This window comes from Thermocrinis sp. (assembly GCF_036781485.1).
Lineage (GTDB): Bacteria > Aquificota > Aquificia > Aquificales > Aquificaceae > Thermocrinis.
The window spans coordinates 90,872-102,767 of record NZ_DAIQAX010000002.1; the positions used below are offsets into that span (position 1 = coordinate 90,872).

The following is an 11,896-nucleotide window of genomic DNA, read 5'->3' on the forward strand; positions in this document are numbered from 1 at the left end:
AGATTTTTATCTTAACACAAGCCTTTTGCTTCTTAGCTGACCGCAGGCTCCGAAGAGTCCTATACCTTTGCTTATTCTTATGAAAGTTGATATGCCCTCCTCCCAAAGGACTTTTTGGAATCTGTAAACCTTTTCCATAGGCGGCCTTTTGTAAGGTAGTTCGGGGTCTGGATTGAATGGTATGAGATTTACCTTGAACTTTTTCTTGCCCTTCTTTAACAGCCTTGCCAACTCCTTTGCATGCTCCACCTCGTCATTTACACCGTGGATCAACACATACTCTATCATTATCCTCCTGTCGGGTGGATAGGGGAAACTGTAGAGAACTTCTAAGAGCTCTTCTAAGGTATTAGTCTTTGAGAGAGGCATCAAACTCTCCCTTAGGCTTTGAAAGGGAGCGTTTATGGAAACTGCCAGGTTTAACTCTCTCATAAGTGGGTCTTGGGCCATTCTGTTAAGCTGATTTATCAATCCACTGGTGGATATACTTACCCTTCTCTTTGATAGGTCAAGTCCCCAGGAGCTCACCATAATTTCCACCGCCTTTCTTACGTTTTCATAGTTTGCCAGAGGCTCACCCATTCCCATAAATACCACGTTTCTTATCTTATCTTTTGTCAGACTTTGGACCTGCAAGAATTGGCCTATGATCTCTTCCACCCTTAGGTTTCTTGTAAGCCCATCCTTAGCTGTAGCACAAAAGGTGCAACCTACAGCACATCCTATCTGGGAGGATACACACAAAGTTAGGTGATCCCTTTCGTATATAAGAACAGTTTCAATTATGTGTCCGTCTCTTGTTTTGAAAAGAAATTTTTTAGAATCAGGAGCTTCTACTACCTTCAAAAGCTCCAAGCTATGAATCAGGTAATTGTCCTTTAAAAAGGCCCTCTGCTCTTTTGAAAGATTGGTCATCTGCTCAAAGTCTAAAACAAACCGTTTGTATATCCAGTTTAATATCTGATGTGCTCTGTAGCGCTCCCAACCTATTTGCTTAACCTTTTCTTCTAGCTCTTGCAATGTTAGAGAGGTTATATACATTGTTTTATAATTTTAAGTTAAGGAGGTGGATCATGCCAGTATTTGTGATGTTAACCACACTTACGGACGAGGGTATGAAAACTTTGAAAAACAAGCCAGAGAGAATCAAGGAAGTAGACAAAGAGGTAATGGAGAAGTTCGGGGTTAAGATCTTAGCTCAGTATGCGGTGATGGGACCTTACGACTTTGTAAACATAATAGAAGCTCCGGACAACGACACAGTAGTAAAGATGGCTATAGAATTGGGGTCCAGGGGAACTATAAGAACGCTGACTATGCCCGCCATAGAGATTGACAGACTGATAGAGGACCTAAAAAGCATCTGAATTTATGCATCATGCCCTTGAGCTCTTTTTGAGTATAGCAAAGGCCTACACTGACCTTACCTTTGGAAGAAGTAAGGACGAGCTAATAAGTAGGTGTATAAAGGCTTTAAGGCTTTTAAAAGATCAATCCTTAGAGAGTGTAAAGGCCAATAGGGAAGTTAGCGCAGGAATTGAGCCTTTTTTGGAAAGGTTAGAAGCATTCGTAAAGGAACATCCAGAAGAGTTAGATTGTCTTGTGGAGCTTTTGGGCATATTCCTAAAATCTCCCATCCCGTGTAAAATAAGATTGATAAATTTTTCGGAGGTCTTAGTTGAAAATAGGAGAGATATTAAAGAAGGAATTTAGCGTATCCTTTGAGTTTTTTCCCCCTAAGTCTGCAGAAGGTGAAGCCGAGCTTTTTAGAACCATAAAAGAATTGGAAACTATAAGACCAACCTTTGTATCTGTTACCTACGGAGCAGGCGGAAGCACAAGGGATAGAACAAGAAACATAGCTAAGAGAATACACACAGAAACTAATATAACCGTAATGGCTCATCTAACGTGCATAGCGCATTCTAAGGAAGAAATAATGCAGATCTTACAAGATTACAAAGATATAGGAATAGAAAACATCTTAGCTCTCAGAGGGGATGTTCCAAAGAATGGCTTAAAGGATTCTACAATAGGATGTAAATATGCGGTGGAATTGGTAAGGTTTATACGAGAAAACTTCGGTGATTGGTTTTCCATAGGCGTGGCAAGCTATCCAGAAAAACATATAGAATCTCTCAACATGGACTGGGAGATTAGACATTTCAAAGAGAAAGTTTTGGCTGGTGCTGAATTTTCTATAACCCAGATGTTCTTTGATAATACCTACTATTATAGGTTTGTGGAAAGGTGTCAAAAAGAAAGTATAAACATACCTATCATACCAGGCATTATGCCTATAACCAATTTTAATCAGATAAAAAAATTTGCGAGCATGTGTGGTGCAACTATACCACAAACTCTTGTGGAACTTCTGGAGCCATATGCTGACGATCCAGAGGAAACAGCCAAGAGAGGAGTAGAGTTTGCTATAAAGCAATGTGAAGATCTTTTAGAGAATGGGGTACCAGGTCTGCACTTTTACACTTTGAACAAATCTAAAGCCACTTTGCTTATATACCAGGCCATAAAGCATAAGATACCTCTTAAGGACCTATCTGTCTGAGGAAAGGAGGTATCTCTTCGCTCTTTGTCCATCCACACTCATCAAGAATAATCTCTATGGTCTCTTCCTTTTTACCTGTTTTTTGAGAAGCATACTTTATAAACTCAGCTCTTTTGCCTTTGAAGTTTTCTATCTCTTCTTCAGAAATCTCCGGTAGCCTGGTGCTTATTCTCTGCTTTACTATCTTCCAAGCGGTGCTGTTGCTGTATAGGTCAAACTTTTTATCCTTTACGGTAATCTTTGTTGTTAGCTCCTTTAGGAATTCAAACCTTTCGGGGTTTATGGTTAGAATAGCTTCGGCCATTAGAGGGTCTGCGGTATAGAAGATTCCAAATAGCTTTCCTAAGATTCTCCTGTGGGTTAGGATTATACGGCTAAGTATGACCTGCACTTCATCTTCCAATTTTTCATAAACAAGGTCATAGTAGTTCAAAGTTTCAAGCTCCAAACCACCTATGTATCTTATAAAGTTTGCCACATTCCCATAATGGACTTTCTGCTTTTCCTCTTCTTTTGCTGGGGTTGGTTTAGCTTGCTCTCCGTAGTCAAGGACCACATCTGTATGGACTGGAGGTATGATATGATACGTTTCTGACTCCCATCCAGCCTTTCTTAGAATCTGCTCCGCACCGCTCTCATCTATGTTCAACCTTGACATTAGCATTTTTTTAAGTCCTTCCCTGTCCCTTCTGTATTTATCCAGCTCTTCCTCCGGTATATTCACTTCTACGTACACAAACTTCTCAGTACCATTTTCCCTTATGAATATGTTTTTCCTGCCCTTTATATGTCTTTTTATGAAGTTCCACTCTTCGTCGGTCATAACTGGTTCTGGGTGCCACATTTTAGACATCTCTTCTTCCAACTCCAAGTAAGGCACTGATTCATACCAGGTGGCGTTGTTTAGTTTAAGCTCTACAGATTCTTTGCTTTCTCCGAGCTTATCCATTACGTAATCTATAAATTCCTTTCTCTTGAACTTAAAGTTTTCTATCTCCTCCAGAGTAAGAGAGGGAAAGAGTATCTTAAGTTTGTATTTTATGTAATCCCAGTTGCCAAATAGGTTTTGATGTTCTATTGCTTCGTATCCGTAAGGATTACTGCGTAAAAAGTCAAAGTAGTAGCCTATAAATGTTCTTACTCTTGGGTCTGTGGTAGCCAACACCTTAATAAAGTCTGGATCGTAATACTCTATGACCTGAAGAAGGCGAGCTATGTTCACTTTCTTTATGTTTTCAAGATGGCAAAGCTCTGCCTTGTATTCAGCGGCGAGATTGTGATTGCAATATTCATTCATCACATCCATTTCTCTTTTGAGCATACTACGAAAAAAAGCCAATTTCTCTCTCTTGTTTAAACTGGCCTTTTCTACAAGCTTATCTATCATTGCTACACCTCCCAAGCTGTTCTCTTCCATGATTTTTTAATATAAGCTTGCCTTTCAAATGCCATCATGGATTTTATCATATTCATATTTTGTTTTTTATTTACATGGCTTTGTCCAAGAATTCTTCTGATAGAAGATACTACATCCTACTTTCCGTAGGTTTATAATTATTCAGCAGTGTGGTTAGCAGGGAATTGTAGCAGAATTATTGGACAAAATAGAAACGAGTACAAGATAAACGCCTTTAGGGAGGGAATTTAGTTGGTTGTCTTTGAAGATTTTTCCATAAACGTAAAGCTCTTTTACCTTATAAACCACACAAGGCATGATACGCTTGACCTTTTTTTCTCCAAGTTTTACCTTTTGGGAAAGGGCTGGGTTCTCTTACCCATCTTTCTCTACGTATTGCTATTTATAAGACGCAAGCTTAGGGTCTTTTTGTACACTATGGCCTTATCCACAGTTTTAGTTAATTTGCTAAAGCACATCTTTAAGCAACCAAGACCTGCCTCTTTGTTGGAAGACGTATATCTAATGGAACCCCTATACCATAAATCTTTTCCCTCTGGGGATACGGCCATGGCCTTTGCCCTCTTTGCCTTCTTTTTGCACATAAACAGGTGGGTGGGTGGAGTTTTCTTGATCTACGCCCTTCTTATAGGTTACGGAAGGGTATACGTGGGTGCCCACTTCCCGCTTGACGTCCTTGTGGGGGCAGCCCTTGGAATTTTTTCTTTCCTTTTAGCTTTACATATGAGAAGGGAACATGCTATTTCTGATTAGTTTCTTCTTTTTCGTTTTTGGCAATTGGCTCTTAAGTTTGACTTCCTTGGATGAAGGTAGAAACGCCTATGCAGTTTTTAACATGTTGAATTCAGGAAATATACTTGTGCCTTACTACAATTGTGATGTGCGCTTTGAGAAACCGCCCATGCTCTACTACGCTGGGCTAATAAGCGCCAAACTCTTTGGGCTTAACGAGTTCTCCCTAAGGCTTGTATCTGGACTGTCTGCCGTTGGTTTAGGAACATTTACCTACTTTATTGCTAAGCTTTACTTTGGAGAAGAGACGGCAAAAAAGGCTTTTTTGATCTTGGCTACCCTGCCCCATCTGTGGGTAGAGTCTAGGGCCTTTGTTCCAGAAATGCTTCTCAACTTCTTTATGGCCGGAGCGCTTTATTTTTTTCTGATAGACAGAAAGCTTTTAGGTTGGACTTTTTTGTCCCTTGCTTTCCTAACCAAGGGGCCAGTTGGTGTTTTCTTACCCTTATCAGCTTACATAATCCTTAAGAAAAACCTTAGGTTTATGGATCTAAAGGGTGTTGCTCTATTTTTGATATTGGGAGGGAGTTGGTATTATTTAATGCTTTTTAAGTTTGGGCTGGAGTATTTTTACAAGTTTTTCCTCTATGAGAACCTAATGAGATATACTGGGCATAGACTGACTCATCCCTATCCTTTTTACTACTATCTTTTTGTGCTTCTGATAGCCTTCTTCTTTTATCTCCCAGCTATTCCGAGGATTGCCAAAAATATGAACAAGCAAACTATTCCCTTCCTGCTTTGGGGTGCTTTCGTACTTTTATTTTTTTCCCTTGCTAAGAACAAACTCCACCACTACATACTATTCTCCTATCCAGCTTTTGCTGTATTTTCTGCATACCATCTGTCTTACAAATACATAAGGAATACTTTGGTAATTGGGGGCCTATTCTTAACTGGCTTACTGTTTATATCACACTTTTACGAGAAGGATAGATTTCAAACCAAAGCCCTGCAGGTACTGAAAAGCTTCAGAGGGCCTGTTTATTTTTACAGAGGGGCTGAGATATCCCCTATTCCCTTTTACTTACAAAAATGTATACCTAAAATTGATGAACTACCCGCAGAGGAGGCATTGGTTATAAGTAAAGAAGAAATAAGAAGCTGTCAAATGCTATTAGCTGGAAGGGAACTTGACGGTAATTATAGACTTTACCTTTGCAATCCTTAGCCCATTATCTCCCTTTCCTTACTCTCCGCTATTCTGTTTATCTCTTCTATGTATTTGTCTGTGAGTTTTTGAAGCCTTTCCAAGGCTCTTTTTATTTCATCCTCGGACACACCCTCTTGGTCTTCTATTAGTTCCTTTGCGTCCCTTCTGATGTTTCTGACTGCCACCCTTGCTTCCTCTGCCATCTTGTGAAGCATACGAACGAGTTCCTTTCTTCTCTCTTGAGTTAGGGGCGGAAGGGTGATCCTCAGGACGTTTCCTTGCTTTTGAGGAGTTAGGTTTAGGTTTTCCACTATGGCCTTTTCCACCAATTCTACCGCATTTTTGTCCCACACTTGGAGCAGGATCTGATTTGGTTCCGGCACACTAGCAGAGGCAAGCTGTTTTATAGGAACCTTCGAGCCGTAGTAATCCACCTTTATCTCCTCCACAAGGGCTGTGCTTGCCCTTCCCGTTCTTAGACCAGCTATCTCGTTTTTAAAGTACTGCACCGCCTTTTGCATATCCTCTTCTGTGCTTTTAAATAGCTCCTCCATCATGCCTTACCTCCTAAAGTTGGAGTTTAACTATAGCTTCCACGTGATAGGTTTGAGGAAAGTTATCCACAAGCTTTATAGTTTCAATTTTATAACCTCCGGAGACTAATACTTTTAGGTCCCTTGCTAATGTGGTTGGATTACAGGAAACGTAGATTATTCTTTTTGGTTTGTTCTGGACTATAAGCTTGGCTTCGCCTTCTGACAAACCTTCCCTTGGTGGGTCAAGAAGCAGTGTGTCTATTACCTCCCCCGCATGGTTTTTTAACGTTTCAAAAGCCCTCTCATAGGCAAAGGAAACATTGGAAACTTGGTTTAACTTTGCGTTATAGACTGCATCTTTTACAGCAGACTGGTTTGCATCAGAGCCAAAAAGATACTCGCAGTTTTGAGCCATCCAGAAACTAAAAAACCCAACCCCGCAGTGAAGCTCTAAAACCCTCTTTGCCCTCTCCCCTTCAACCACCAACTTAGGAAAATCCTCATAAAGGGTGTAATTTATCTGAAAAAAGGAATCGTTGCTAACCCTTAATCTGAACGGCCCAGACCTTAAAAAGGAAAATTCCCTACCAATAGCCACTCTTTTTATGAGTTTCCCCCTTAAGCTTGTGTAATTCCCTAAACAAACTACTTCCTTGGGTAATATGTTTTCTTTTATTCTCCTTAACTTTTCCGTTTCCATGGGACTAACCGTAATAAGCTTGAGCAAAAATTCGTCCTCGTCCGGCGAGTAAGTGATATGAAGCTCTTGTATATCTTTTAGTGATTTAACAAGCTCCTTTAAAGCCGGTATCAGGTGGTTTATTTTTGGATGGACTAAAAGACATTCTTCTATTGGAACGAGCTCATTAGTCCCCCAAGCGAAAAAACCAAGACCTCCATCCCTAACTTTGAACTGAACCTTTATCCTGTAGCCAAACTCTTTTCTGGAGCCTAAAACTCCATCTATGGATTTGACCTTTATCTTTCCTATCCTTTCCAAAGATTCTAGTAGTGTATCTTCTTTAACTTTTAGCTGTCCTTCATAGTCCAGGTGCTGTAGTTGGCATCCTCCACAATGTGTGTAGTATTTGCAAGGAGCGGTCCTTCTCCATGTGGAACCTATTTTTATGTTTTTTACCGTTGCTTCCGCGTAGTCCTTTTTCTCTTTTAGAACTTCAACTTCAACCAGCTCTTTTGGTGCGGCATATCTAACTAAGAACTTTCTACCTCTGTCCTCTCCCAGACCATAGCCACCATATACAACTTTTTTAATGAATACCTCTAAACCCATACTATTTCATCTGGGAGAGTTTCCTGAAGTCCTCTTCTGATAGAACGTCTATGTACCATCCCGTTATCTTATTAGCCAGTTTTACATTTACTCCTTTCTTTCCTATAGCTACAGATAACTTATCCCTTGGCACAGCTACCTCTACTCTTTTGGTTTTTGGATCTATTCTTATGTCGGTTACAGGTGCTGGCGCTAAGCTTTTTCTAACGAGTTCTTCCGTGTTTTCCGTAGCTTTTATGAGGTCTATCCTCTCTCCGGAAAGCTCTTTTATGATGGGGGCTATTTTGGTTCCTTTTAGACCAACTACTATAGCTACCGGATCTATACGCGTATCCCTAGACCTTACCAAGACCTTAGCCCTTTCCCCGGGTTCTCTCACTACGTTTAGGATCTCTACTTCACCCTCCTTGATTTCTGATACCTCTGCTTCCAAGAGCTTAATTAGAAAATTTGGATGGGTTCTTGAGAGGATTATTTCATAGCTACCCCTTTTTCTTACAACACGAAGAATTAGCGCTTTTAATCTATCTCCAACTTTATAAACCTCCTTGGGTATCTGCTCTCTCTTAGGCAATACAGCCATAGCTTTCCCAAGATCTACTATAAGATCTCCGTTTTCCGCAATTCTGCGCACTATACCTAACACTATCTCACCCTCAAGCTCCACAAACTCTAAGTATCTTCTCTCTTCATCTGCCCTTTCTAATTCCTTTAGAAACTCCTCCTTTGCTGCATAAGCGGCAATCCTATTCATCTCTTCGGGAACTATGTTCAGTGGGACCTTTTCCCCCTTGTGCAAGAGATAAACCCTTATCTCATCCTCCACCAGCTCTACTTCTACGTGATTTTTTATTTTTCTATCCTTTTTTATAGCAAGTGCTATGGAATTTTTTAGAGCCCTTTCCACCAACCATTCAGGTATGTCCTTTTCCTTAGCCACTTGTTCGATCAACTTTTTTAAGTTTTTTACCATTTTTCTATCTCCAGGTGAGCTCTTGCTATGGCTGATATTGGTATGTGTAGAAGGTTTCTCCCTTCCTTACTCTCAATAACCAGCAGGTCCTCCTTAGCTTGCTGTATATAACCGAGAATTTCCCTTTTGTTTTCTATAGGCTCTTTAAGTATAACCTTTACCAGCCTACCTGTGAAAAACTCAAAGTGCTCGATTTTGGTAAGTTCCCTTGTAAGACCTGGAGAGGAAACCTCAAGCATGTAAGAAACTGGGATAACGTCCTCCACATCCAGAAGAGAGGATATTCTCTTGCTAACCTCTTCGCAATCCCCAACTGTTATTCCCCCCTCTTTATCCACTATTATCCTCAAAACCCATCCCCTTTCTGGCTTAAACTCTATGTCAAATAGTCTATAGCCCATCTTTTTTATCACAGGGGCTACTATCTCCTTTACTCTGTCCACTATAACTTTATCGTCTATATGCATGAAGATTATTATCATATAACCACACGGAAAAATCAATAAGATGGTACAATATATTTTAGTGAGGGTTACTATATCCTTTGACCTAGCTCCTTTCCTACACTGGTTCAAGGACTACGATCGAAGCAAAATTACAAGAGATCTGATAGCGGGCCTTACTGTAGCAGCGGTTTTAGTTCCACAAGGTATGGCATACGCCCTTTTGGCCGGTATGCCTCCCATATACGGACTTTACGCATCCTTTTTACCTACCATAGTTGCTGCTCTTTTTGGAAGTTCAAGGTTTTTAGCTACTGGTCCAGTGGCAATGACTGCCCTTCTTTCTGCTTCTGTCATTTATGGCATGGCCGAACCTGGTTCCGAGCGGGGGTGGTGCAATGGTAGTTGCATTCTTTGGACTGGTGGAAGCTGTTGCTATAGCCAAACGACTTGCCATTCAGGCTGGAGACAAGTGGAACCCTAACCAAGAACTTATAGGTCAAGGTATGGCTAACGTAGTTGCCGGGTTTTTTAAAGGTTTTCCTGTGGGTGGTTCTTTTTCAAGGTCTGCATTAAACTTCCAGCTTCAGGCTAAGACTATCCTCGCCAGTGTGATAACCGGTGCTACTGTGGGAATTACCTTAATTTCTTTAGCTCCTGCCTTTTACTATCTTCCTAAGGCTACTCTTTCAGCTATAGTCCTCTCTGCAGTCATAAATCTAATAAAGCCGCAGGAAATAATCAAACTATACAAGTTGAATAAAACTGACGGGGTCATTGCTGGGATAACTTTTTTCAGCGTATTTTTTATGGAGCTCTGGGTAGCACTTACCCTCGGCACAGTTATAGCCTTTGGCTCTTTTGTGTATAGAACTATGTATCCAAGGCTTGTGGTGCTCACAAGAAACCCTCAATCTCACACCTTTGTTAATGCGGAACGAGAAAATCTTCCCGAATGTCCACAGATAAGCTATATAAGACCCAATATGCCCATATACTTTGCAAACGCCGAATATGTTTACGAATACATACTTAACAAGGTTAACGAAAGAAGATCCAATAAGGCTTTAAAATTTCTCCTAATCGACATGGAAGCGGTAAATTACATAGACGCTACAGGTGTAGTAACCCTCACGAGACTTTTTGAAGAGCTAAAAAAGCAAGGCATAACAACTGCTATGGCTAATATAGCCTGTGACGTCTATCCTATACTTGAAAGGGCGGAGTTTGAAAAATATGTGGAAACTGATTTTATCTTTGATTCGAAGGGGCAGTCCATAGTGGAGCTTTTCAAGAGGTTAGATCATGACTACTGTGCCAGAAAATGCCCCTACGCAGTGTTTAGGGAGTGCTATACTGTGAAACCTCCGGAGTTCAAACCTGTAGTAGTCTTAAGGGGGTGATCAGATGGAAAAGAAAAGAATATGGATAGTATCCCTAGTACTTGGTTTCCTGCTGGTTGCTCTTTTAGCTTATACGATTTTCCAGGAGAAGGAGGGAGTAGTTATAAAGGTGGAGAATATACCGGATTTGACCCTTGTTACCGTTGAGGGGAAAGAGATAAAGCTTTCAGATTACAGGGGGAAGGTCTTACTTTTAAACTTTTGGGCGGTTTGGTGCCCCCCATGTAAGGAAGAATTGCCCATTTTTGAAAAAGCCTACAAAAATTACAAACATTTGGGCTTTGAGGTGATTGCGGTAAATATGGACACATCGGAGGAGGCTTTTAGAAAATTTATAAAAGAAAATCCATATAGCTTTACCATGGTTAGGCCAAAGGGTGATCTGGAAAGCGAGCTCAAACTCTTTGGCTTTCCAACATCCTACCTTATAGATAGAGAAGGAAAGGTGGTAAAGGTAAAGATGGGTATTTATAGGGAGCTTGAGGAGGACCTGGAAAAGCTTTTTAGATGAGAGTTTGTTTTTTTACTCATAAAGGAAAGGTTAGGGCGAAGAATGAAGATGCGCTGTTGGTGGGAAGGGAGGTTATACAGGCGGAAGCTATGGAAAAGCCCATGGTTTTGGAAACTAAAGAGAGGCTTTTTGCAGTGGCAGATGGCTTAGGCGGGCATGCAAAGGGAGAGGTGGCATCCTACGAGGTTCTTAAGGTTTTAGCTCAAGAACAGCCACGGGACGAGAAAGGCCTATACGATGCCCTTTGGAAAGCTAAGTTCTGTCTTTTGGATTACGTAAAAGAACATCCATCAGCCTTTGGACTTGGCACAGCCGTTGCGGGCGTGATTTTCTTGGAGAGCGAGATCTTGATTTTTAACGTTGGGGACTGCAGGGTTTATGTAGAAGATGGGAAAAGGTTCATTAAACTATCAAGGGACCACACATTAGTGGAGGATTTAGTCATTTCTGGTAAAATGGATGAAGAAACTGCCAGAGTTCATCCTAAAAGACACATACTTACGTCCGCCATACTAGGAGACGCATCGGAATTTAGCATATACACCAAAAGGATTCCCAACTTGGGCCAGTCTATACTGGTGTGTTCAGATGGCTTTTGGGAGGAGTTTAGCAAGGAGGAAATGGAGCTTTTTGCTATGTCTGAAGAACCTGTGGAACTTTTTCTTCAGTCTTTGGAAGGCAAAGACCAAAAGGATAACATAAGTTTTATATACATAGAATAAGAAGGCTCCCCTACGCTAGCCACACCCCCTCAGAACTTGCCAAGGACTTTGACTGGTTTTACCCAGCCCCTGTTTGGGATTCCTTCCAT

At 40.9% G+C, this 11,896-nt stretch carries 15 protein-coding genes; 9 read left to right on the forward strand and 6 right to left on the reverse strand.

What is annotated here, in order from left to right; all coding sequences use genetic code 11:
• Window positions 1-6: 6 nt before the first annotated feature.
• Window positions 7-1,041 (reverse strand): 23S rRNA (adenine(2503)-C(2))-methyltransferase RlmN, encoded by a 1,035-nt coding sequence (gene rlmN / locus V7P40_RS02085; protein WP_333784311.1) that lies wholly within the window; start codon window positions 1,039-1,041, stop codon window positions 7-9.
• Between the two features lie 32 nt (window positions 1,042-1,073).
• Here rlmN and V7P40_RS02090 point away from each other — a divergent pair, with 32 nt between their 5' ends.
• From V7P40_RS02090 to metF, 3 genes are read left to right on the forward strand one after another with little or no spacing between them, the layout of a single operon-like run.
• A complete protein-coding gene (locus V7P40_RS02090; protein WP_333784312.1) occupies window positions 1,074-1,367 on the forward strand; it encodes a GYD domain-containing protein in 294 nt (97 codons plus the stop codon).
• Window positions 1,368-1,371: 4 nt separating this feature from the next.
• On the forward strand, window positions 1,372-1,713 hold the full coding sequence (locus V7P40_RS02095) for a hypothetical protein (protein WP_333784313.1): 342 nt from the start codon (window positions 1,372-1,374) through the stop codon (window positions 1,711-1,713).
• Window positions 1,679-2,566: a methylenetetrahydrofolate reductase [NAD(P)H] gene (gene metF, locus V7P40_RS02100; protein WP_333784314.1), complete on the forward strand. Its 888-nt coding sequence runs from the start codon at window positions 1,679-1,681 to the stop codon at window positions 2,564-2,566. Before V7P40_RS02095 ends, metF begins: the two co-directional genes overlap by 35 nt.
• Here metF and V7P40_RS02105 read toward each other — a convergent pair.
• Window positions 2,547-3,983: a hypothetical protein gene (locus V7P40_RS02105; RefSeq protein WP_333784315.1), complete on the reverse strand. Its 1,437-nt coding sequence runs from the start codon at window positions 3,981-3,983 to the stop codon at window positions 2,547-2,549. The two genes, metF and V7P40_RS02105, sit on opposite strands and share 20 nt — an antisense overlap.
• A gap of 231 nt (window positions 3,984-4,214) precedes the next feature.
• Here V7P40_RS02105 and V7P40_RS02110 point away from each other — a divergent pair, with 231 nt between their 5' ends.
• Window positions 4,215-4,736 (forward strand): phosphatase PAP2 family protein, encoded by a 522-nt coding sequence (locus tag V7P40_RS02110; protein ID WP_333784316.1) that lies wholly within the window; start codon window positions 4,215-4,217, stop codon window positions 4,734-4,736.
• Window positions 4,720-5,946 carry a glycosyltransferase family 39 protein gene (locus tag V7P40_RS02115; protein ID WP_333784317.1) on the forward strand — a complete coding sequence of 409 codons (1,227 nt, stop codon included), beginning with the start codon at window positions 4,720-4,722 and terminating at the stop codon, window positions 5,944-5,946. Before V7P40_RS02110 ends, V7P40_RS02115 begins: the two co-directional genes overlap by 17 nt.
• Here V7P40_RS02115 and frr read toward each other — a convergent pair.
• From frr to rimP, 4 genes are read right to left on the reverse strand one after another with little or no spacing between them, the layout of a single operon-like run.
• Window positions 5,943-6,485 (reverse strand): ribosome recycling factor, encoded by a 543-nt coding sequence (frr, locus tag V7P40_RS02120; protein ID WP_333784318.1) that lies wholly within the window; start codon window positions 6,483-6,485, stop codon window positions 5,943-5,945. The genes V7P40_RS02115 and frr overlap by 4 nt on opposite strands.
• A 10-nt stretch (window positions 6,486-6,495) precedes the next feature.
• On the reverse strand, window positions 6,496-7,755 hold the full coding sequence (gene rlmD, locus V7P40_RS02125) for a 23S rRNA (uracil(1939)-C(5))-methyltransferase RlmD (protein WP_333784319.1): 1,260 nt from the start codon (window positions 7,753-7,755) through the stop codon (window positions 6,496-6,498).
• Window position 7,756: 1 nt separating this feature from the next.
• Window positions 7,757-8,728: a transcription termination factor NusA gene (nusA, locus tag V7P40_RS02130; protein ID WP_333784320.1), complete on the reverse strand. Its 972-nt coding sequence runs from the start codon at window positions 8,726-8,728 to the stop codon at window positions 7,757-7,759.
• Window positions 8,722-9,195 (reverse strand): ribosome maturation factor RimP, encoded by a 474-nt coding sequence (gene rimP / locus V7P40_RS02135; protein WP_333784321.1) that lies wholly within the window; start codon window positions 9,193-9,195, stop codon window positions 8,722-8,724. The genes nusA and rimP overlap by 7 nt, the downstream gene beginning before the upstream one ends.
• Before the next feature lie 40 nt (window positions 9,196-9,235).
• Between rimP and V7P40_RS02140 the strand changes: the two genes are divergently transcribed.
• The 4 genes from V7P40_RS02140 to V7P40_RS02155 are packed head-to-tail and all read left to right on the forward strand — an operon-like array spanning window position 9,236 to window position 11,807.
• Window positions 9,236-9,655 (forward strand): SulP family inorganic anion transporter, encoded by a 420-nt coding sequence (locus V7P40_RS02140; protein WP_333784322.1) that lies wholly within the window; start codon window positions 9,236-9,238, stop codon window positions 9,653-9,655.
• Window positions 9,570-10,574 (forward strand): SulP family inorganic anion transporter, encoded by a 1,005-nt coding sequence (locus V7P40_RS02145; protein WP_333784323.1) that lies wholly within the window; start codon window positions 9,570-9,572, stop codon window positions 10,572-10,574. Before V7P40_RS02140 ends, V7P40_RS02145 begins: the two co-directional genes overlap by 86 nt.
• A 4-nt stretch (window positions 10,575-10,578) precedes the next feature.
• On the forward strand, window positions 10,579-11,085 hold the full coding sequence (locus V7P40_RS02150; RefSeq protein ID WP_333784324.1) for a TlpA disulfide reductase family protein: 507 nt from the start codon (window positions 10,579-10,581) through the stop codon (window positions 11,083-11,085).
• Window positions 11,082-11,807, forward strand: a complete 726-nt coding sequence (locus V7P40_RS02155; protein WP_333784325.1) for a PP2C family serine/threonine-protein phosphatase — start codon at window positions 11,082-11,084, stop codon at window positions 11,805-11,807. The genes V7P40_RS02150 and V7P40_RS02155 overlap by 4 nt, the downstream gene beginning before the upstream one ends.
• The last annotated feature ends 89 nt before the right edge of the window (window positions 11,808-11,896 follow it).

Bases quoted from the DNA above. Each gene is read 5' to 3' on its own strand.
- V7P40_RS02090 (WP_333784312.1), top strand. From the start codon at position 1,074: ATGCCAGTATTTGTGATGTTAACCACACTTACGGACGAGGGTATGAAA.
- rlmN (WP_333784311.1), bottom strand. From the start codon at position 1,041: ATGTATATAACCTCTCTAACATTGCAAGAGCTAGAAGAAAAGGTTAAG.
- frr (WP_333784318.1), bottom strand. From the start codon at position 6,485: ATGATGGAGGAGCTATTTAAAAGCACAGAAGAGGATATGCAAAAGGCG.
- rimP (WP_333784321.1), bottom strand. From the start codon at position 9,195: ATGCATATAGACGATAAAGTTATAGTGGACAGAGTAAAGGAGATAGTA.
- V7P40_RS02140 (WP_333784322.1), top strand. From the start codon at position 9,236: ATGGTACAATATATTTTAGTGAGGGTTACTATATCCTTTGACCTAGCT.
- V7P40_RS02095 (WP_333784313.1), top strand. From the start codon at position 1,372: ATGCATCATGCCCTTGAGCTCTTTTTGAGTATAGCAAAGGCCTACACT.
- V7P40_RS02115 (WP_333784317.1), top strand. From the start codon at position 4,720: ATGCTATTTCTGATTAGTTTCTTCTTTTTCGTTTTTGGCAATTGGCTC.
- rlmD (WP_333784319.1), bottom strand. From the start codon at position 7,755: ATGGGTTTAGAGGTATTCATTAAAAAAGTTGTATATGGTGGCTATGGT.
- V7P40_RS02150 (WP_333784324.1), top strand. From the start codon at position 10,579: ATGGAAAAGAAAAGAATATGGATAGTATCCCTAGTACTTGGTTTCCTG.
- V7P40_RS02145 (WP_333784323.1), top strand. From the start codon at position 9,570: ATGGTAGTTGCATTCTTTGGACTGGTGGAAGCTGTTGCTATAGCCAAA.
- V7P40_RS02155 (WP_333784325.1), top strand. From the start codon at position 11,082: ATGAGAGTTTGTTTTTTTACTCATAAAGGAAAGGTTAGGGCGAAGAAT.
- nusA (WP_333784320.1), bottom strand. From the start codon at position 8,728: ATGGTAAAAAACTTAAAAAAGTTGATCGAACAAGTGGCTAAGGAAAAG.
- V7P40_RS02105 (WP_333784315.1), bottom strand. From the start codon at position 3,983: ATGGAAGAGAACAGCTTGGGAGGTGTAGCAATGATAGATAAGCTTGTA.